This is a genomic window from Pseudoponticoccus marisrubri, assembly GCF_001482405.1.
GTDB classification, from domain to species: Bacteria; Pseudomonadota; Alphaproteobacteria; order Rhodobacterales; family Rhodobacteraceae; genus Pseudoponticoccus; species Pseudoponticoccus marisrubri.
Map to the genome: position 1 here is coordinate 48411 of NZ_LPXO01000003.1, position 18291 is coordinate 66701.

Consider the following 18291-nt stretch of genomic DNA (forward strand, 5'->3'; position numbering starts at 1 on the left):
GGCATGAGCGACGACAAGCAGTTTCAATCCGCCGCGGTTGAACAGGAGGCGTCCGGGAAGGGCGGCCTGTCGCAGGAAGAACTGGACGAACTGGTTGCCTCCACGGATACCGGCGGGCGCAGCCCTTCCGGCCCGATCGGCACCTTCCTGCTGCTGACCGCCCTCGCATGGTCGTTGTTCCAGCTCTGGGTCGCCTCGCCGCTGCCCTTCATGCTGAATTTCGGGGTGTTCAACCAGGCCGACACGCGCGCCGTGCACCTGGCCTTTGCCCTGTTCCTCGCCTTTCTCGCCTATCCCTCGCAGCGCACGCCCGCGCAGATGGGACTGGCGCTAGTCGTGCCGGCGCTGCTGACGGTGTTCTTCATGGTGGGCGCCAAGGAGGGCACGCCGATCTGGTGGATCCCGGTGATCGGCATCGGCGTCATCGCCGCGATCCTGCTGGGCTCGCCCAAGGACAGGATCCCGGCCTGGGAATGGGCGCTGGCCATCCTGGGCGCCGTCGCCTCGCTCTACACGCTGTTCTTCTCGGACCAGATCGCCACGCGAGTCGGGGCGCCGATCCTGCAGGATTTCGTGATCGCGGTGATCGGCCTGCTGCTGCTGCTCGAGGCGACGCGCCGCTCGCTCGGGCCGGCGCTGATGATCGTGGCGACCGTGTTCCTCGCCTATACCTTCCTCGGCCCGTACATGCCGGGGATCATCGCGCACAAGGGCAACTCGCTGTCGGAAGTGGTGAACCACCAATGGATCACCACCGAGGGCGTGTTCGGCATCGCGCTGGGGGTCTCGGCCTCCTTCGTGTTCCTCTTCGTGCTGTTCGGCTCGCTGCTGGATAAGGCCGGCGCGGGCAACTATTTCATCCAGGTGGCCTTCTCGCTGATGGGTCACATGCGTGGCGGCCCGGCCAAGGCGGCGGTCGTCTCCTCGGCGATGACCGGCCTGATCTCGGGCTCCTCCATCGCTAACGTGGTGACCACGGGCACCTTCACCATCCCGCTGATGAAGCGCGTGGGCTTTTCCTCCGAGAAGGCCGGCGCGGTCGAGGTGGCCAGCTCGGTCAACGGCCAGATCATGCCGCCGGTCATGGGGGCCGCGGCCTTCCTGATGGTCGAATACGTGGGCATTCCCTATTTCGACGTGGTCAAGCACGCCTTCGTGCCGGCCGTGATCAGCTATATCGCGCTGGTCTACATCGTGCACCTCGAGGCCATGAAGGCCAACATGCAGGGCCTGCCGCGCGCGGTCGAGCCCAAGCCTCTGGTGGCCTGGCTGATCTCGACCTCGTTCATCATCGCCTCGATCTGCGCGCTGTCCTTCGCGGTCTACTACCTGATGGGCTGGATCCGTCCCGCCTTCCCCGAGACCGCGGGCTACATCGTCTTCGTGCTGCTGGTCGTGGTCTATATCGGCCTGCTCTACATCGCCTCCAAGCAGCCGCCGCTGAAGATGGAAGACCCCAACAAGCCGGTCGAGAAGCTGCCGCTGCCGGGGCCCACGGTGAAATCCGGCCTGCACTTCATCCTGCCCGTCGTGGTGCTGGTCTGGGCGCTGATGGTCGACCGCCTGTCGCCGGGCCTCTCGGCCTTCTGGGCGGCCTCCTTCATGATCTTCATCCTGATCACGCAGCGCCCGATCCTGGCGGTGATGCGCAATGCCGGTGACATTGCGGGCGCCACGCGGGCCGGTTTCATCGACCTGCTCGAAGGCCTCGTCGCGGGCGCGCGCAACATGATCGGCATCGGCATCGCCACCGCGACCGCCGGCATCATCGTGGGCGCGGTCAGCCAGACCGGGGTCGGCTCGGCGCTGGCCGACGTGGTCGAGGTGCTGTCGGGCGGCAACATCATGGCGATCCTCGCGCTGACGGCGATCCTGTCGCTGATCCTCGGCATGGGCCTGCCCACCACGGCCAACTACATCGTGGTCTCGGCCCTGCTGGCGCCCGTCATCGTGACGCTGGGCCAGCAGAACGGGCTGATCGTGCCGCTGATCGCGGTGCACCTCTTCGTGTTCTACTTCGGCATCATGGCGGACGTGACGCCGCCGGTGGGGCTCGCCTCCTTCGCGGCCGCGGCCGTGTCGGGGGGCGACCCGATCAAGACCGGGGTGGTCGCCTTCTTCTACAGCCTGCGCACCGCGGCGCTGCCCTTCCTGTTCATCTTCAACACCGACCTGTTGCTGATCGACGTGGGCTGGGTGCAGGGCATCTTCGTCTTCGTGATGTCGACGATCGCCATGCTGCTCTTCGCGGCGGCGACACAGGGCTGGTTCCTGACGCGCAACCAGATCCACGAGACGGTGCTGCTGCTGCTGATCGCCTTCACCTTCTTCCGTCCGGGCTTCTGGATGGACATGGTGGTGTCGCCCTTCGAATCCGTGCCGCCGGCACAGATCGAGCAGGCCTTCGGCGACACGCCACCGGGGCAGGACCTGCGCCTGACGGTGGACGGGCTGAACGCGGTGGGCGACCCGGTGACCTTCACCGCGCTGCTGACCGTGCCCGAGGGCGAGACCGGCGCCGACCGCATCGCTGCGGCGGGGATCGAGTACCTGAACAATGACGGCACGATCATGATCGACAATGTCAGCTTCGGCAGCCCGGCACAGGATGCCGGTCTCGACTGGGACCAGGAGATCGTCGAGGTGCTGGCGCCCGCGCCGCAACCGACGAAATACCTGATGTACCTGCCGGCGCTGGCCCTGCTGGCCCTGGTCGTGTTCATGCAGCGCGGCCGTGCGCAGCGCAGATCCGCCGTTGCGGCCTGAGGAGGGTGACAGATGTTCCACAACGTGCTCTTGCCGATCGACCCGAACCACCCCGCAAGCTGGGAGAAGGCGCTGCCCATGGCGGTCAAGCTCTGCGGCGGGACGGGAACGCTGCACCTGCTGGGGATCGTGCATGATCTCGGCTCGGTGCTGGTGGCCAGTTACCTGCCCAGCGGCTTCGAGAAGAAGGCGCTGGAGGCGATGAAGACACAGCTGGGCGAATTCGCCGCCGAGAAGCTTGCCGGCGTCAGCGTCGAGACCCATGTGGGTCACGGGCATGTGCCCGAGGAGATTCTGCGCGCCGCCAAGGCCTCGTCGGCCGACATGATCGTGATGGCCTCGCACCCGCCGTCGGAACTCAGGACCTTCCTCGTCGGTTCGAATGCCGACAAGGTCGTGCACCACGCCGACAGACCGGTGCTCGTGGTCCGGTGATCGTGCCGGGCCGTGCCCCATACTTTTTCACAGACCGGGTGCGCCGCGGGACCGATGGCGGCGCATCCACCTTACCGGAGACGTCCCCCCAATGACCCCTTTCGCCATTGCCGGCGTGCAGATGCACGTTGCGGCCCTGCATTCCAATGTCGAAGCCATGCGCCACAGGATCGATGTCCTGATGGCCCGCTTCCCCTGGACGCAGATGGTTCTGTTTTCCGAGCTGGCGCCCTTCGGGCCGCTCGACCGGTTCGCCCAGAGCTTTCCCAACGACGCGTTGCAGCAGTTCCAGGTCGATGCGCGCCGCTACGGGATCTGGCTGATCCCCGGCTCGATGTTCGAGCGCACCGAGGACGGCCGCATCCTGAACACCTCCGTCGTGATCAACCCCGACGGCGAGATCGTCAAGAAATACTCCAAGATGTTCCCGTTCCGGCCCTACGAGCAGGGCATTTCGGCGGGGACCGAGTTCTGCGTCTTCGACGTGCCCGAGGTGGGCCGGTTCGGCCTGTCGATCTGCTATGACATCTGGTTCCCCGAGACCACGCGCCAGCTGACCAGCCAGGGGGTCGAGGTGCTGCTGCACCCGGTGCTGACCGGCACCACCGACCGCGACGCCGAGCTGGCCATCGCCCGCGCCACCGCCGCGCAGTTCCAGTGCTACGTCTTCGACGTGAACGGGCTGGCCGCGGGCGGGGTGGGCCGGTCGCTGGTGGTCGATCCCGCAGCCACGGTGCTGCACCAGTCCGCCGGGCAGGAGGACATGTTCCCCATCGAGGTCGATCTCGACCAGGTCCGCCGCCAGCGCGAGACCGGGCTGAAGGGGCTGGGGCAGGTGCTCAAGAGCTTCCGCGACCGCGAGGCGGATTTCACCGTCTACGATCGCGCCAGCGGGGCCGATGCCTATCTGAACACGCTGGGCCCGCTCGAGACGCCGAAGCAGGGCTCGACCCGCGGGCTGCGGACCTCGGACCCGCGCACGGCGCTCGGCTACACGGAAGAGGCGGACATCCCGGTGCACAACCTGTCGGTGTTCCACGGCAAGACCGGCTCGAGCTGAGCCAGGCGACAGGCGGGCAGCCGTCGAACGAAGGAGGAGCTTTGCGATGAACTCTCATCACGGTGACGCACCGATGCCGTCGATCCGGGACTATTACAGCGCAACGCAGCTTCGCTCCGATCGCTGGAGCGCGCTGCGCGAGGCGGCCGAAGGGCTGATGCGCTACGGCTCGGAAGGGCGCAAAGGGCAGCAGCTGCTGAAGACCGCGCAGAACCTCTTCGACGTGCTGGCCCCGATCGAGGCCTACTGGGCCTTTCCCGGGGGCAGCAGCTTTGCCCATCTGCGCCGCTTCCTCGATCACGCCAATTACGAGGATCTGCTGATCTCGGTGCGGCGGGTCGCGCGGGCGCTGTCCTCCGGCGCCTATCGCCGCCGCACCATCCCGCTGTCCTCGGACGAGGCCGATAACGAGGATTACGAGGACGAGGCCTCGCTCGCCCCCGAGGCGCGCGCGCTGGGGCGGCCCTATTTCGAGGTGCTGATCGTCGACGAGGTCAACGAGCACCAGGAACGCTTCCTGCGCAACAGCTTGCTGCGCATGCGCCGGTCCGAGGATCCGTTCATCTACGAGCCGGTGATCGTGCCCTCGCTCGAGGACGCGCTGATCGGCATCCTGTTCAATCACAACGTGCAGGCGGTGGTGGTGCGGCCGGGGCTGACGCTCAAGTCGCACAACGCGCTGCCGATCCTCAACCAGTACCTGCGCTGGTTCGGCGATGACGACATCTTCGAGTCCATCCAGCCCTATGAGTACGGGCCCGAGACCTGCCGCCTGATCGCGCAGATCCGCCCCGAGCTGGACGCCTACCTGATCACCGACCGCTCGGCCGAGGATATCGCCGCGCTGGACCTGGGCCGCTGCCGCCGGGTCTTCTACAACCAGGAGGACTTCCAGGAACTGCACCTGAACATCCTGCGCGGGGTGGGGCGGCGCTACAAGACGCCCTTCTTCACCGCGCTCAAGGAATATTCGCGCCAGCCCACGGGCGTCTTCCACGCCATGCCGATCAGCCGCGGCAAGTCGATCTCGCGCTCGCACTGGATCCAGGACATGGGGGCCTTCTACGGGCCGAACATCTTCCTGGCCGAAACCTCGGCCACCTCGGGCGGGCTGGACAGCCTGCTGGAGCCGCGCGGGCCCATCAAGGAAGCGCAGGACATGGCGGCGCGGGCCTTCGGCTCGAAACACACCTATTTCGCCACCAACGGCACCTCGACCTGCAACAAGATCGTGGTGCAGGCGGTCGTGCAGCCGGGCGATATCGTGCTGGTCGACCGCGACTGCCACAAGTCGCACCATTACGGCATGGTGCTGGCGGGCGCGAACGTGGTCTACATGGACAGCTACCCGCTGCACAAATACTCCATGTACGGCGCGGTGCCGGTCAACGAGATCAAGCATCACCTGCTCAAGCTGAAGGCGGCGGGCAAGCTCGACCGGGTGCGCATGGTGCTGCTGACCAACTGCACCTTCGACGGCGTGGTCTACAACGTCGAACGGGTGATGGAGGAATGCCTCGCCATCAAGCCCGACCTCGTCTTTCTCTGGGACGAGGCATGGTTCGCCTTCGCGCGGTTCGAGCCGATGTATTCCAAGCGCACCGCCATGACCACGGCGAACATGCTGCGCGACAAGCTCAAGCAGCCCGAGACCGCGGCGGCCTGGGAAGCGCAGCAGGCCAAGCTGGCCGACGCCACCGAGGAGGAATGGCTGAACACGCGGCTGGTGCCGCCGCCGCATGCCCGCGTGCGGGTCTATGCCACGCAATCCACGCACAAGACCCTGACATCGCTGCGGCAGGGCTCGATGATCCATGTCAACGACCAGGACTTCAAGGGCGAGGTGGAGCAGGCCTTCCACGAGGCCTTCATGACCCATACCTCGACCTCGCCCAACTACCAGATCATCGCCTCGCTGGACGTGGGCCGCCGTCAGGTGGAGCTGGAAGGGTTCGAGTTCGTCCAGCGGCAGGTGGAAAGCGCCATGGCGATCCGCCGGGCCGTGTCCTCGCATCCGCTTCTGCAGAAATACTTCAAGGTGCTGACGGTCGCCGACCTCATCCCGCAGGAATACCGGGCCGAGGAATCCACCCATTACTACGATGCCAAGCAGGGCTGGACCGACAAGTGGGCGATGTGGGCCGAGGACGAGTTCGTGCTGGACCCCACGCGCATCACGCTGGCCGTGGGCGGCACGGGCTGGGACGGCGACACGTTCAAGACCAAGATCCTGATGGACAAGTACGGGATCCAGATCAACAAGACCTCGCGCAACACCGTGCTGTTCATGACCAATATCGGCACGACGCGGTCCTCGGTCGCCTACCTGATCGAGGTGCTGGTCGAGATCGCCAACGAGTTGGAGGACCTGCTCGACGACGCCTCCAAGATGGAGCGCCGCTCCTTCGACAACCGCGTCTCGGCGCTGATCGAACATGTCCCGCCACTGCCCGATTTCAGTCGTTTCCACGAGGCGTTCCGCGCCGATGGCGAGACCTCGGAAGGCGATATCCGCACGGCTTATTTCCTCGCCTACAACGAGGACAATTGCGACTATCTGCCGTTCGACGACACGCTTCTGAAGCGGCTCGAACAGGGCGAGGAGCTGGTCTCGACCAGTTTCATCATCCCCTATCCGCCGGGGTTCCCGATCCTCGTGCCGGGGCAGGTGATCAGCCGCGAAATCCTGCAATTCATGCGCGCCCTCGACGTGAGCGAGATCCACGGCTACCGGGCCGACCTTGGATTGCGCGTGTTCACCAAGGACTCGCTGGAAGCCCTGACGAGCAAGAAATCCTGAGGGAGGGACAAGACTATGCCCAAGAAGACGCTCAAGAACATCTCGGAGATCCGCCGGTACTTCCATACCAACAAGGACCCGATCTATTTCGTCTCGGCGACCAATTTCAACCTGCTCGGGCTCGACGAGTGGGTGAAGAACTTCAAGTATATCTGCTACATGGACTGTTTCGACGGCCGGCACCCCAACGTGCTGTGCCCCTCCGAGCTGCCCCATGACGAGTTCCAGTCCATCGAGGACATCAACAACTACCTGCTGCAGCACAAGGAGGTGGTCGATTTCGTCAAGGCGCGTGGCGGCAAGCCGAAATTCGTTTTCCTGATGTTCGACGAGAAGACCGAGGCGCTGGTCAAGGAGCTGGGCGGCGAGGTCTGGTTCCCCAAGGCCAAGCTGCGCCAGTCCATGGACAACAAGATCGAGACGGTGCGCGTTGGCAACAAGGCCAATGTCCCCTCGGTGCCCAACACGCTGTCCGAGGTCAAGGATTACGCCCATCTGCAGCAGCTCTGCGAGAAGGCCGGGCTGGGCAATGACCTGGTGCTGCAATCGGCCTTCGGCGACAGCGGGCACACCACCTTCTTCATCAAGTCCGAGGCCGATTTCCGCAAGCATGAGCACGAGATCGTCGGCGAGGGCGAGATCAAGATCATGAAGCGGATCAACTGCCGCGGCTCGGCGATCGAGGCCTGCGCCACCAACCAGGGCACGATCGTGGGCCCGCTGATGACCGAACTGGTCGGCTTCAACGAGCTGACGCCCTATCGCGGCGGCTGGTGCGGCAACGAGATCTTCTCGACCGCCTTCTCGCCCCGGCAGCGCCAGAAGGCGCGCGAGCTGACCTTCCAGTTCGGCGAGCAGCTGCGCAAGGAAGGCTATCGCGGCTATTTCGAGCTGGATTTCCTGATCGACAAGAAGAGCGACGACATCTGGCTGGGCGAGCTGAACCCGCGCATCACCGGCGCCTCGTCCATGACCAACCATGCCGCCTTTGCCCATGCCGACGCGCCGCTCTTCCTGTTCCACCTGCTGGAATTCTCGAAGAAGCCGTTCAACCTCGACGTGGACGAGCTGAACGCCCGCTGGGCCGATCCCGACATGATCGACTCGTGGAGCCAGATGGTCATCAAGCATACCGAGGATTCGGTCGACGTGATCACCGAGGCGCCGCAATCGGGCATCTACCGCATGCAGGAGGACGGGTCGGTGGTCTTCGACCGCTTCGACTATCACCGCCGCGCGGTCGAGACCGAGAACGAGGCCTTCTTCCTGCGCATCTCGAACACCGGCGATTACCGCTACGAGGGCGCCGATCTGGGCATCCTGGTGACCCGCGGCCGGTCGATGACCCCGGGCTTCCGGCTGACCGACAAGTCCAAGGCCTGGATCGACGGCATCAAGGCGGCCTACAAGGCCCGGCCGCTCTCGGCGCCCAAGACCTTCGAAGATCCCGCCTTCAAGATCATGTAAGGCATGGGTCTGGTCTTCCGCGCCGTCGAGGAGGAGGAGCCCGGCCCGAAATGGGCGGGGCTCTTCGCCGAATACCGTGCGTCCTACCTTGGCTGGTGGGCGCGCGAAGGCGTGGCCGTGCGACCGACCTACCTGGAATGCCTGCGCGCCTTGCGCACGCACATGCCCGAGATCCTGCCGCTCTGGGAAGAGCTGGTGGAGCTGGCCGGCGGCGGCGACCGCGAGGCGCGCTTTCTCAGCTTCTACTGCCCGCCGCGCTACCTGTCGGGCTGCAGCCAGGCGATCTGGCCGGGCGACGCGCCGCTGATGGTGCGCAACTACGACTACAACCCGCGCGCCTTCGACGCGGTGCTGCTCAAGACCGGCTGGCAGGGGCGGCAGGTGATCGGCATGTCCGACGGGCTGTTCGGGCTGGTGGACGGCATGAACGAGGACGGGCTGGCGGTGTCACTGACTTTCGGCGGCCGGCGCGAGGTCGGGACCGGCTTCGGCGTGCCGCTGATCCTGCGCTACATCCTGCAGACCTGCCAGACCGCCGAGGAGGCCGCGGCGGTCATGACCCGCGTGCCCTGCCACATGAGCTACAACGTCACCGTGCTGGATGCGCAGCGCAACTTCGTGACCGCCTACCTCGCGCCCGACCGGCCGACCCAGATCACCCATGTGCCGGTGGCCACCAATCACCAGGAACGGGTCGAGTGGACCAGCCATGCCCGGCTGACCGCCACCGTGGAGCGCGAGCGCTACCTGCTGCAGCGCCTGACCCTGCATGCCGAGCCGGAGGACAAGTTCATCCGGACCTTCCTCCGCCCGCCGCTCTACTCGCTGGCCTTCGACCGGGGGTTCGGCACGCTCTACACCGCCAGCTACCGCCCGCGCGCCGGGCGGGTCGAGATCTACTGGCCGGGCTATCACTGGGCCAAGAGCTTCTCGGCCTTCGGCGAGGACCGCCTGCCCATCGTCTATCCCGAGGCCAGCCCCAGCGCGGTCTGAGCGCCGGGGCCAGTGGCCCTAGCGCTGGCGTCGCGCCATGAAGGCCAGCCGCTCGAACAGGTGCACGTCCTGCTCGTTCTTCAGCAGCGCGCCATGCAGGCGGGGCAGGGCGTCGGCGCCGTCGCGGCGCAGGTCCTCGGCCTCCAGATCCTCGGCCAGAAGCAGCTTGAGCCAGTCCAGCACTTCCGAGGTCGAGGGCTTCTTCTTCAGCCCCGGCTGCTCGCGCAGCTCGTAGAACTGGGTCAGCGCGGTGGTCAGCAGCGCGTCCTTGATGCCGGGGTGATGCACCTCGACGATGCGGCGCAGCGTGTCGGGATCGGGGAACTTGATGTAATGGAAGAAGCAGCGGCGCAGGAAAGCGTCGGGCAGTTCCTTCTCGTTGTTCGAGGTGATGATGACGATCGGCCGGTTGGCGGCCTGCACGGTCTGCCCGGTCTCGTAGACGTGGAATTCCATCCGGTCGAGCTCTTGCAGCAGGTCGTTGGGGAACTCGATATCGGCCTTGTCGATCTCGTCGATCAGCAGCACCACCTTGCCCGGCGCCTCGAAGGCCTGCCACAGCTTGCCCTTGCGGATGTAGTTGGCCACGTCATGCACGCGTTCGTCGCCCAGCTGGCTGTCGCGCAGCCGCGAGACGGCATCGTACTCGTACAGGCCCTGCTGCGCCTTGGTGGTCGACTTGACGCTCCACTCGATCATCGGCAGGCCCAGCGACTTGGCCACCTGGCGGGCCAGCTCGGTCTTGCCGGTGCCCGGCTCGCCCTTGACCAGAAGCGGCCGTTCCAGCGTTACCGCGGCATTGACCGCCATGGTCAGGTCATCGGTGGAAATGTACTCGTCGGTGCCGTCAAAGCGCATGCGCTCCCCCCGGGATCATATGGTTGCAAGACGGGTATCGCCGCGGGCAGGCCATTGCAAGCGCGGGGCCGGGACTGGGGACGGGGCGCCGGGGAGCCGCCCGCGAAACGGGCGCGGGCGCGCGGCACGGCATGGGGGTGCGGGCACCCGCCGGAGGGGTTGTGACACGCCGCGCATTTACCGATTGTTTAGTGACAATGCGGCCCCTTTCGTTTAACTGCTCGCCGCAGGGGTGCCAGATATCTAGGGAAATTCTGTATGGCGGATATTGGCGTTGACGAGGGAGCGGATATGAAACCTGAAACATTTCTTCCCGAGGACTATCGCCCGGCGGAGGACGAACCTTTCATGAACGAGCGGCAGCTGGAATACTTCCGGCGCAAGCTTCTGGCGTGGAAGGCGGACCTGCTGGCCGACAGCCGCGACACGATCGAGGCGCTGCAGGAGGGCACGCGGAACATCCCCGACGTGACCGACCGCGCCAGCGAGGAGACCGACCGCGCGATCGAGCTGCGCACGCGCGACCGGCAGCGCAAGCTGGTCTCGAAGATCGAGCAGGCGCTGCGCCGCATCGAGGAGGGCGAGTACGGCTATTGCGAGGTGACCGGCGAGCCGATCTCGCTCAAGCGGCTGGACGCGCGACCCATCGCGACGATGAGCCTCGAGGCGCAGGAGCGCCACGAGCGCCGCGAGAAGGTCCACCGCGACGACTGAGCCCCGCGCGGGAGGAGACCAACCAGACGCCGGGGCCCGCGCCCCGGCGTTTTTCTTGGCAGGGAGGCATGGGCATGGCGGTCGAGAAGGCGGTGATCCTTGGTGGCGGGATCGGCGGGCTGGCCGTGGCGCTGGCGCTCCGGACACGCGGCCTGTCGGTGCGGGTGCTGGAACAGGCCGAGGCGATCCGCGAAGTGGGCGCCGGCATCCAGGTCAGCCCGAACGGGCTGCGGGTGATCGAGGCGCTGGGGCTGGGTGCTGCGTTCCGCGCGCGCTCGGTCGAAGGGCAGGCGGTGTCGCTGCGCGACCATCGCCGCGGCCGCGAGGTGCTGCGGCTGGACCTGTCCCGCCTGCCCGAGGGGCAGAGCTATCGCTTCGTGCATCGCGCCGACCTGATCGACCTTCTGGCCGAGGCCGCCCGCGTCGCGGGCGTCGAGATCCGGCTGCTGCAGCGCGCTCGGACCGTGCATCCCGGCACGCCCCCCGTGGTCGAGCTGTGCAATGGCGACCGGGTCGAGGGCGACCTGGTGATCGGCGCGGACGGGCTGAACTCGGTCCTGCGCCCGGTGCTGAACGGCGCGGCCGAGCCCTTCTTCACCGGGCAGGTGGCCTGGCGCGCCACGGTGCCCAACGTGACCGGCCACCCCGCCGAGGCGCGGGTGCACATGGGCCCGGGCCGCCACCTCGTGACCTATCCGCTGCGCGGCGGCGAACGGGTCAACATGGTCGCTGTCGAGGAACGGCGCGACTGGGTGGCCGAGGGTTGGTCGCATCGCGACGATGCCGCGCATCTGCGCGCGGCCTTCGCCGGGTTCGGCGGTGATGTGCCCGAGCTGATGGCGCAGGTCTGCGATCCCGGGCTCTGGGGCCTCTTCCGTCACCCGGTGGCGCGGGCCTGGCACGGGCCGGGCGTGGCGCTTCTGGGCGATGCCGCGCATCCCACGCTGCCCTTCCTCGCGCAGGGCGCCAACATGGCGCTGGAGGATGCCTGGGTGCTGGCCGATGCGCTGGCCGGGGCTGGGAGCCTCGACGCGGGGCTTGCCCGCTACCAGGCCCGGCGGCGCGACCGCGTGATGCGCGTGATCGCCGCGGCCAATGGCAATGCGTGGAAATACCACTTGCGCAACCCGCTGGTCCGCGGCGTGGCGCATCTGGGCATGGGCGCGCTTGGCCGGCTCTCGCCCGGCGGCATGCTGCGCCAGTTCGACTGGCTCTATGCCCATGACGTGACCGCGCCCCTTTAACCTTGGCCCGCGCGCTGCCACTTTGAGACTCAGGCACGCATCGACGAGGACGGGGGGCAAGATGGACAGGTTCGACGGCATACCGGAACAGGCGCTGGACTGGCACAGGGGCGGCAAGGGCGCCGTTCTGGCCACCGTGACGCAGACCTGGGGCTCGGCCCCGCGCCGCGTGGGCAGCCAGCTTGCCGTCTCCGGCGAGGGCGAGATCGAGGGCTCGGTCTCGGGCGGCTGCGTCGAGGGCGCGGTGATCGTCGAGGCGCTCGAGGCGCTGGAGGATGGCAAGCGGCGCGAGCTGGAATTCGGCGTCTCGGACGAGGACGCCTTTGCCGTGGGTCTCGCCTGCGGCGGCACGATCCGCATCCTGGTGGAGCCGGTGGGCGCAGCTCTGCCCGAGGACGTGCTGGCCGCGCTGGTCACCGCCCGCGCCGACCGGCAGGCGGTGGCCTATGTGGTGGATCTCGACAGCGGCGCCTGCCGGCTGGAGCGCGACGGGTACGAGACGCGCTTCCGCATGGACCGCTCGGGCTTCGAGGAGGACGGGCGCACCTTCGTCGCGATCCACAACCCGCCGCTGCGCCTTGTCGTCGTGGGGGCGGTGCATATCGCGCAGGCCCTGCTGCCCATGGCGCGGATCGCGGGCTATGACCCGGTGCTGATCGACCCGCGCGAGGCTTTCGGCTCCGAGGCGCGCTTCCCCGGCGAGCGGATCCTGCATGACTGGCCCGATGAGGCGGTGGAGGCGCTGGGGCTCGACGGGCGCACCGCGCTGGTGCTGCTGACCCACGACCCCAAGCTGGACGATCCCGCGCTGGAGCGTAGCCTGCGCGCCGGGGTCTTCTATATCGGTGCGCTCGGCTCCACCCGCACCCATGCCAAGCGGGTCGACCGCCTGACGCAGGCGGGTTTCACCGAGGCCGAGATCGCGCGCATCCACGGACCCATCGGGCTGGATATCGGCGCCGCCGGCCCGGCCGAGATCGCCGTGTCGATCCTGGCCGAGATGACGCGCGTGCTGAGGCAGGGGGCATGAGGTTCGGCCCGGTCCCGCTGGAACAGGCGACCGGCGCGGTGCTGGCCCATTCCATCGCGCTGCCCGATGGCCGGCTGAAGAAGGGCCACGTGGTCACAGCCGACGATCTCGGCCCGCTCGAGGCCGCCGGCCTGTCCGAGGTGCTCGTCGCGCGGCTCGATCCCGGGGACCTGGGCGAGGATGCCGCTGCCGCCCGGCTGGCCGCCGCGCTGGTGCCCGATCCCGACCGCGCGGGCCTGCGCATCGGCACGGCCGCGACCGGCCGCGTGAACATCTTCGCCACCGCCCCCGGTGTGGCCGAGGTGCTGGCCGAGCGCATCCACGCGCTGAACGCGCTGCACCCGATGATCACCGTGGCCACCGTGCCGCCCTTCGCCCGGATGGCGGCGCGGGGCATGGTGGCGACGGTCAAGATCATCTCCTACGCCGTGCCCGAAGCCGCGCTCGAGGCCGCCTGCCTGGCCGGGCAGGGCGCGCTGCGCCTGCGGCCGGTGACCTGCGCCAGTGCCGACCTGATCCAGACCGCGGTGGAGGCGGGCGAGACCGGCGAGAAGGGCGACCGCGTCACCCGTGCCCGGCTCGACCGGCTGGGTGTGGAGCTGGGCCCGATCCAAGTCGTCCCCCACGCGCAGGACCCGCTCGAGGCCGCGCTGCGCGCCAGCACGGCGCAGGCGATCCTGATCCTGACCGGCTCGGCCACCTCCGATCTGCATGACGTGGCCCCCGAGGCGCTGCGCGCCGCCGGCGGCACGGTCACCCATTTCGGCATGCCGGTGGACCCCGGCAACCTGCTCTTCTTTGGCGCGCTGGACGGCCGGCCGGTGATCGGCCTGCCGGGCTGCGCCCGCTCGCCCGCGCTGAACGGCGCCGACTGGGTGATGGAGCGGTTGCTCTGCGGGGTCGAGGTCACGCCCTCCGACATCGCCGCCATGGGCGTGGGCGGGCTGCTCAAGGAGATCCCGGTGCGCGGCCGCCTGCGCGAGGCCTGAGCCCCCCCGCCGCGCGCAGCCGGCCTCACGCGCGATGTTTCAGCCGCGCCACGGGGATGTGACAGCACGTGCCGGTGACGCGGCCCCGGTTTGCGCGTATCTCCTCCCCATGTTCGGAATCGAAATCATCGACGCATCGCTCCTGCCGGCCATGTTCGTGGCGCTGCTGGCGGGGATCATCTCGTTTCTCAGCCCCTGCGTGCTCCCCGTGGTGCCGCCCTATCTCGCCTACATGAGCGGGGTGTCGATGCAGGACCTGAACGAGAAGGGGCAGGGCCGCGCGGTGACCTCGGCGCTGTTCTTCGTGCTGGGCCTGTCGACGGTCTTCGTTTTCCTCGGCTTCACCGCCTCGATGATCGGGCAGATCTTCCTGCAATACCAGGGCTGGTTCAACACGGCCGCCGGGCTGATCGTGATGGTTTTCGGGGCGCATTTCGTCGGCGTCTACCGGATCGGCTTCCTCGACCGCGAGGCCCGGCTCGACGCGGGTGATCGCGGCGGATCAGCCTTCGGCGCCTACGTGCTGGGGCTGGCCTTCGCCTTCGGCTGGACCCCCTGCATCGGCCCGCAGCTGGGCGCGATCCTGTCGCTCGCCGCCTCCGAGGCCAACGTGGCCAAGGGCACGACCCTGCTGGCGGTCTACGCGCTGGGGCTGGGCGTGCCCTTCCTGCTGGTGGCGCTCTACCTGCCGCGGCTGGGCGGCGTGATGGGCTGGATGAAACGCCACATGGAACGGATCGAGCGCGCCATGGGCCTGCTGCTCTGGACCATCGGCCTGCTGATGCTGACGGGCGGTTTCTCGGCCATGGCCTTCTGGCTGCTCGAGACCTTCCCGGTGCTCGGCCGCCTCGGCTGACCCGCCAACGTTCTTGCAGAAAAGGTGCCGCAGGCTGCTCCAACGCGGCCTCGGCCACGTTCGGCGCGTTCACACCTCCGGCATCCAAGCCACCGCGCGACCGATCCTAAGTCAAGCCCCACCTTTCATCTTTCCCAAAATACTCGATCCCCCAGCGCCACGCGCGGCCCCGCAGGGCAGGTGCCCCCCCGTCGCAGCCGCATAGTCCAACCCAAACCTTTCATCTTTCCAAAAATACTCATTCCGCCCGAACCAACCGCGCCCCGGCCGGGCCATCCCGCACCACGCCCCCAAACCCGCCATAGTCTTGCCGGAAAGACCGTGTAGGCTGGGGCAAAACGAGGTGTTGCGCATGGCCCCCGAGAAACCCGCCGACCAGATCCAGGACCCGACCGCGCAGCGCGATGTCCGCACGCGGCGGGTCTTCTACATCCCGGGTTACGACCCGATCCATCCGCGCCGCTACCGCGAGCTCTACCGCAAGGAGGGCGCGGCCCAGGCGGACATCTCGGGCTATGAGATCGGGCTGAAACCCAAGCGAACCGGCGGGCTTTATGGCTGGCAGGTCGAAAGCCGCATCGACGGGGCCGAGACGCGTGCCGATATCGAGGTGCTGGTCTGGTCCGACATCGTGCGCGACAGCATGTCCGGCTCGATCCCCGCCACCTATGGCCAGCTCATACGGACCGCCTGGGAATACATCGCCACGGGCGCGCTCTGGCGGCTGATGAAACTGCGCAAGGGGCCGGTCATCGCGGCGCTCTACCCGATCGGGATGCTGCTGGTGCAGCTTGCCATCGCGCTGGCGCTTGGCGGGGCGGTCTTCGCTCTGGCGGGGTTGGCGCAGCCCTGGCTGGGCTGGGGCGCGGCGGCCCTGGGCGTGCTGGCCTGGGGGTGCGTCACGCTGGCCGTGCTGCGCTGGTTCCAGAAGAAGGATGGCAAGCTTTTTGCCTATTACCTGATGCATGACTATGCCTATTCGGCGCGCTATCGCGGCGCCAACCCGCCCGAGCTCGAGGCGCGCATGGCCGCGTTCGGAGAGGTCATCGCGGCCGCGCTGACCAGCGATGCCGACGAGGTTCTGGTGGTGGGTCATTCCTCGGGCGCGCATCTGGCGGTCTCGATCCTGGCCGATCTCGTGCGCGCCGGGCGCGTGCCGGCCAACGGGCCGAAACTGGCCTTCCTGAGCCTTGGCCAGGTGGTGCCCATGGTCTCGTTCCTGCGCGATGCGCACCGGCTGCGGGCCGATCTGGGCTATCTCAGCGCGCGTGACGAGCTGACCTGGGTCGATGTCACCGCGCCGGGCGATGGCTGTGCCTTCGCGCTTTGCGACCCGGTCAGTGTCTCGGGCGTTGCGCCACCGGACAAGCGCTGGCCGCTGGTCTTCTCGGCCGCCTTCACCCGGTCGCTGAGCCCCGAGCGCTGGAAGGCGCTGCGCTGGCGCTTCTTCCGGCTGCATTTCCAGTATCTCTGCGCCTTCGACCGGCCGCGCGACTACGACTACTTCCAGATCACCGCCGGGCCGGTCAGCCTGTCGGCGCGCTATGCCGGGCGCCCGCCCTCGGCCAGCCGCATCGACCGCGCGGTGTCGAAATACACGAGCATCGCGGCATGACCCCACCCAAGCCCGCGGCGCGCCCCGACCGCGTGTCGCTCTGGCGCTATCTGAGGCTCTTCCGGCAGGACATTCTCTCGGCCCAGCCGGCGCGGCTCTACCGCGCCTGGATGGCCGAGTTCCGCACGCCCTTCTTCCGCTCCTACCTGGTAAACCAGCCGGCGCTGGTGACCGAGGTGCTCAAGGCGCGGCCCATGGATTTTCCGAAATCCGACCGGATCGGCGAGGGGCTGCGCCCGCTGCTGGGCGACTCCGTCTTCCTGACCAATGGCGCGCAGTGGCAGCGCCAGCGCCGCATCATCGACCCCGCCTTCGAGGGCGGGCGCCTGCGCGAGACCTATCCCGCCATGTGGGAAGCCGCCTGCGCCGCGCGCGACCGGCTGGCGGCCCATGCCGGCGGCACGGTCGAGATCGAGGCGCAAACCAGCCACGCCGCGGCCGACGTGATCTTCCGCACGCTCTTCTCGATCCCCATCGAGGACGAGATCGCGCAGGACGTGTTCCACGAGTTCCGCGCCTATCAGCGCACCCAGCCGATCCTGAACCTGGCCGCCTTCGTGCCGGTGCCGCGCTGGATGCCGCGCTTCTTCCGCCGCGACACGCGCGCTGCGGCGGCCCGCATCCGCGCGCTGATCACGCGGCTGACCGAGGCGCGGCGCGATGCCATCGCGCGCGGGGACGCCCCGGATGACCTGGCCACCAAGATCATGACCACCCGTGACCCCGAGACGGGCGAGACCTTCGATGCGGCCGAGATGGTCGACCAGGTGGCGATCTTCTTCCTTGCCGGCCACGAGACCAGTGCCTCGGCCCTGGCCTGGGCGCTCTACCTGCTGGCGTGCCATCCTGAATGGCAGGACCGGGTCGCAGAAGAGGCGCAGGGGCTGACCGGTGAGTTCTCCGAGATCTCGCGGCTGAAGGTCACGCGTGACGTTTTCCGCGAGGCGTTGCGCCTCTACCCGCCGGTGCCCATGATGGTGCGCGAGGCCACGCAGGACGAGCGCTTCCGCGACCGGACCCTGCGCAAGGGGTCGCAGATCGTGCTCAGCCCGTGGCACCTGCACCGCCATGAACGGCTGTGGGAGTGGCCCGACGCCTTCGACCCGGCGCGCTGGCAGACCGAGAACGGCCGCAGTTGCGCGCGCGAGGCCTACATGCCGTTCTCGGCCGGGGCGCGGGTCTGCACCGGGGCGGGCTTTGCCATGGTCGAGGGCGTGCTGCTCCTGGCCCTGCTGCTGCGCGACTTGCGCGTGACGCCGGTCGACGGGCGCACGCCCGTGCCCGAGGCACACCTGACCGTGCGCGCCCGCGACGGGATCTGGCTGCAGGTCACGCCCCGCTGACCGCGCGCGATTCGCCCGCCGGAAGGACCGGGAGCTCCGCCGCCGCGGGCTGCGCCGACCCATCTCGCCTCTGCCACATCGGGCCGCGTGAAGGTTTAGCGATAACAGTCGCATGCCCCAC

At 67.9% G+C, this 18291-nt stretch carries 14 protein-coding genes; 13 read left to right on the plus strand and 1 reads right to left on the minus strand.

Features of this window, described 5'->3' with window-relative positions; all coding sequences use genetic code 11:
* The first annotated feature begins 3 nt into the window (after positions 1-3).
* The 6 genes from AVJ23_RS06245 (at position 4) to AVJ23_RS06270 (ending at position 9521) form a co-directional block, all read left to right on the plus strand.
* On the plus strand, positions 4-2766 hold the full coding sequence (locus tag AVJ23_RS06245) for a TRAP transporter permease (protein ID WP_058861308.1): 2763 nt from the start codon (positions 4-6) through the stop codon (positions 2764-2766).
* A gap of 12 nt (positions 2767-2778) precedes the next feature.
* Positions 2779-3201: a universal stress protein gene (locus AVJ23_RS06250; RefSeq protein WP_058861309.1), complete on the plus strand. Its 423-nt coding sequence runs from the start codon at positions 2779-2781 to the stop codon at positions 3199-3201.
* 91 nt (positions 3202-3292) lie between these two features.
* The gene (locus AVJ23_RS06255) at positions 3293-4261 is read left to right on the plus strand and encodes a carbon-nitrogen hydrolase family protein (protein WP_058861310.1); all 969 of its coding nucleotides are present in this window, start codon (positions 3293-3295) and stop codon (positions 4259-4261) included.
* 46 nt (positions 4262-4307) lie between these two features.
* Complete coding sequence (locus AVJ23_RS06260) at positions 4308-7061, plus strand: aminotransferase class I/II-fold pyridoxal phosphate-dependent enzyme (protein ID WP_058861311.1); 2754 nt, start codon at positions 4308-4310, stop codon at positions 7059-7061.
* 15 nt (positions 7062-7076) lie between these two features.
* Positions 7077-8528: a biotin carboxylase gene (locus AVJ23_RS06265; RefSeq protein ID WP_058861312.1), complete on the plus strand. Its 1452-nt coding sequence runs from the start codon at positions 7077-7079 to the stop codon at positions 8526-8528.
* 3 nt (positions 8529-8531) lie between these two features.
* Positions 8532-9521 (plus strand): C45 family autoproteolytic acyltransferase/hydrolase, encoded by a 990-nt coding sequence (locus AVJ23_RS06270; RefSeq protein ID WP_205626834.1) that lies wholly within the window; start codon positions 8532-8534, stop codon positions 9519-9521.
* 18 nt (positions 9522-9539) lie between these two features.
* On the opposite strand, the gene AVJ23_RS06275 is transcribed toward AVJ23_RS06270, so the two are convergent.
* On the minus strand, positions 9540-10379 hold the full coding sequence (locus AVJ23_RS06275) for an AAA family ATPase (RefSeq protein ID WP_058861313.1): 840 nt from the start codon (positions 10377-10379) through the stop codon (positions 9540-9542).
* Between the two features lie 291 nt (positions 10380-10670).
* Here AVJ23_RS06275 and dksA point away from each other — a divergent pair, with 291 nt between their 5' ends.
* From dksA to AVJ23_RS06310, 7 genes are all read left to right on the plus strand, one after another.
* On the plus strand, positions 10671-11093 hold the full coding sequence (gene dksA / locus AVJ23_RS06280) for an RNA polymerase-binding protein DksA (RefSeq protein WP_058861314.1): 423 nt from the start codon (positions 10671-10673) through the stop codon (positions 11091-11093).
* 68 nt (positions 11094-11161) lie between these two features.
* Entirely contained in the window at positions 11162-12337 is a 1176-nt protein-coding gene (locus AVJ23_RS06285) for an FAD-dependent monooxygenase (RefSeq protein WP_058861315.1), read from the plus strand.
* Between the two features lie 61 nt (positions 12338-12398).
* Positions 12399-13367, plus strand: coding sequence for an XdhC family protein (locus AVJ23_RS06290; protein WP_058861316.1), 969 nt, complete (start codon positions 12399-12401; stop codon positions 13365-13367).
* Positions 13364-14356, plus strand: coding sequence for a molybdopterin-binding protein (locus tag AVJ23_RS06295; protein WP_058861317.1), 993 nt, complete (start codon positions 13364-13366; stop codon positions 14354-14356). The genes AVJ23_RS06290 and AVJ23_RS06295 overlap by 4 nt, the downstream gene beginning before the upstream one ends.
* 109 nt (positions 14357-14465) lie before the next feature.
* Positions 14466-15212 carry a cytochrome c biogenesis CcdA family protein gene (locus tag AVJ23_RS06300; protein WP_058861318.1) on the plus strand — a complete coding sequence of 249 codons (747 nt, stop codon included), beginning with the start codon at positions 14466-14468 and terminating at the stop codon, positions 15210-15212.
* Between the two features lie 352 nt (positions 15213-15564).
* Positions 15565-16827 (plus strand): hypothetical protein, encoded by a 1263-nt coding sequence (locus AVJ23_RS06305; RefSeq protein ID WP_058861319.1) that lies wholly within the window; start codon positions 15565-15567, stop codon positions 16825-16827.
* Positions 16824-18170: a cytochrome P450 gene (locus tag AVJ23_RS06310; protein WP_058861320.1), complete on the plus strand. Its 1347-nt coding sequence runs from the start codon at positions 16824-16826 to the stop codon at positions 18168-18170. The genes AVJ23_RS06305 and AVJ23_RS06310 overlap by 4 nt, the downstream gene beginning before the upstream one ends.
* Positions 18171-18291: the final 121 nt, after the last annotated feature.

What these genes read in the sequence shown, in the direction of transcription:
- AVJ23_RS06245 (WP_058861308.1), top strand. Translation starts at nt 4, where the DNA reads ATGAGCGACGACAAGCAGTTTCAATCCGCCGCGGTTGAACAGGAGGCG.
- AVJ23_RS06250 (WP_058861309.1), top strand. Translation starts at nt 2,779, where the DNA reads ATGTTCCACAACGTGCTCTTGCCGATCGACCCGAACCACCCCGCAAGC.
- AVJ23_RS06255 (WP_058861310.1), top strand. Translation starts at nt 3,293, where the DNA reads ATGACCCCTTTCGCCATTGCCGGCGTGCAGATGCACGTTGCGGCCCTG.
- AVJ23_RS06260 (WP_058861311.1), top strand. Translation starts at nt 4,308, where the DNA reads ATGAACTCTCATCACGGTGACGCACCGATGCCGTCGATCCGGGACTAT.
- AVJ23_RS06265 (WP_058861312.1), top strand. Translation starts at nt 7,077, where the DNA reads ATGCCCAAGAAGACGCTCAAGAACATCTCGGAGATCCGCCGGTACTTC.
- AVJ23_RS06270 (WP_205626834.1), top strand. Translation starts at nt 8,532, where the DNA reads ATGGGTCTGGTCTTCCGCGCCGTCGAGGAGGAGGAGCCCGGCCCGAAA.
- AVJ23_RS06275 (WP_058861313.1), bottom strand. Translation starts at nt 10,379, where the DNA reads ATGCGCTTTGACGGCACCGACGAGTACATTTCCACCGATGACCTGACC.
- dksA (WP_058861314.1), top strand. Translation starts at nt 10,671, where the DNA reads ATGAAACCTGAAACATTTCTTCCCGAGGACTATCGCCCGGCGGAGGAC.
- AVJ23_RS06285 (WP_058861315.1), top strand. Translation starts at nt 11,162, where the DNA reads ATGGGCATGGCGGTCGAGAAGGCGGTGATCCTTGGTGGCGGGATCGGC.
- AVJ23_RS06290 (WP_058861316.1), top strand. Translation starts at nt 12,399, where the DNA reads ATGGACAGGTTCGACGGCATACCGGAACAGGCGCTGGACTGGCACAGG.
- AVJ23_RS06295 (WP_058861317.1), top strand. Translation starts at nt 13,364, where the DNA reads ATGAGGTTCGGCCCGGTCCCGCTGGAACAGGCGACCGGCGCGGTGCTG.
- AVJ23_RS06300 (WP_058861318.1), top strand. Translation starts at nt 14,466, where the DNA reads ATGTTCGGAATCGAAATCATCGACGCATCGCTCCTGCCGGCCATGTTC.
- AVJ23_RS06305 (WP_058861319.1), top strand. Translation starts at nt 15,565, where the DNA reads ATGGCCCCCGAGAAACCCGCCGACCAGATCCAGGACCCGACCGCGCAG.
- AVJ23_RS06310 (WP_058861320.1), top strand. Translation starts at nt 16,824, where the DNA reads ATGACCCCACCCAAGCCCGCGGCGCGCCCCGACCGCGTGTCGCTCTGG.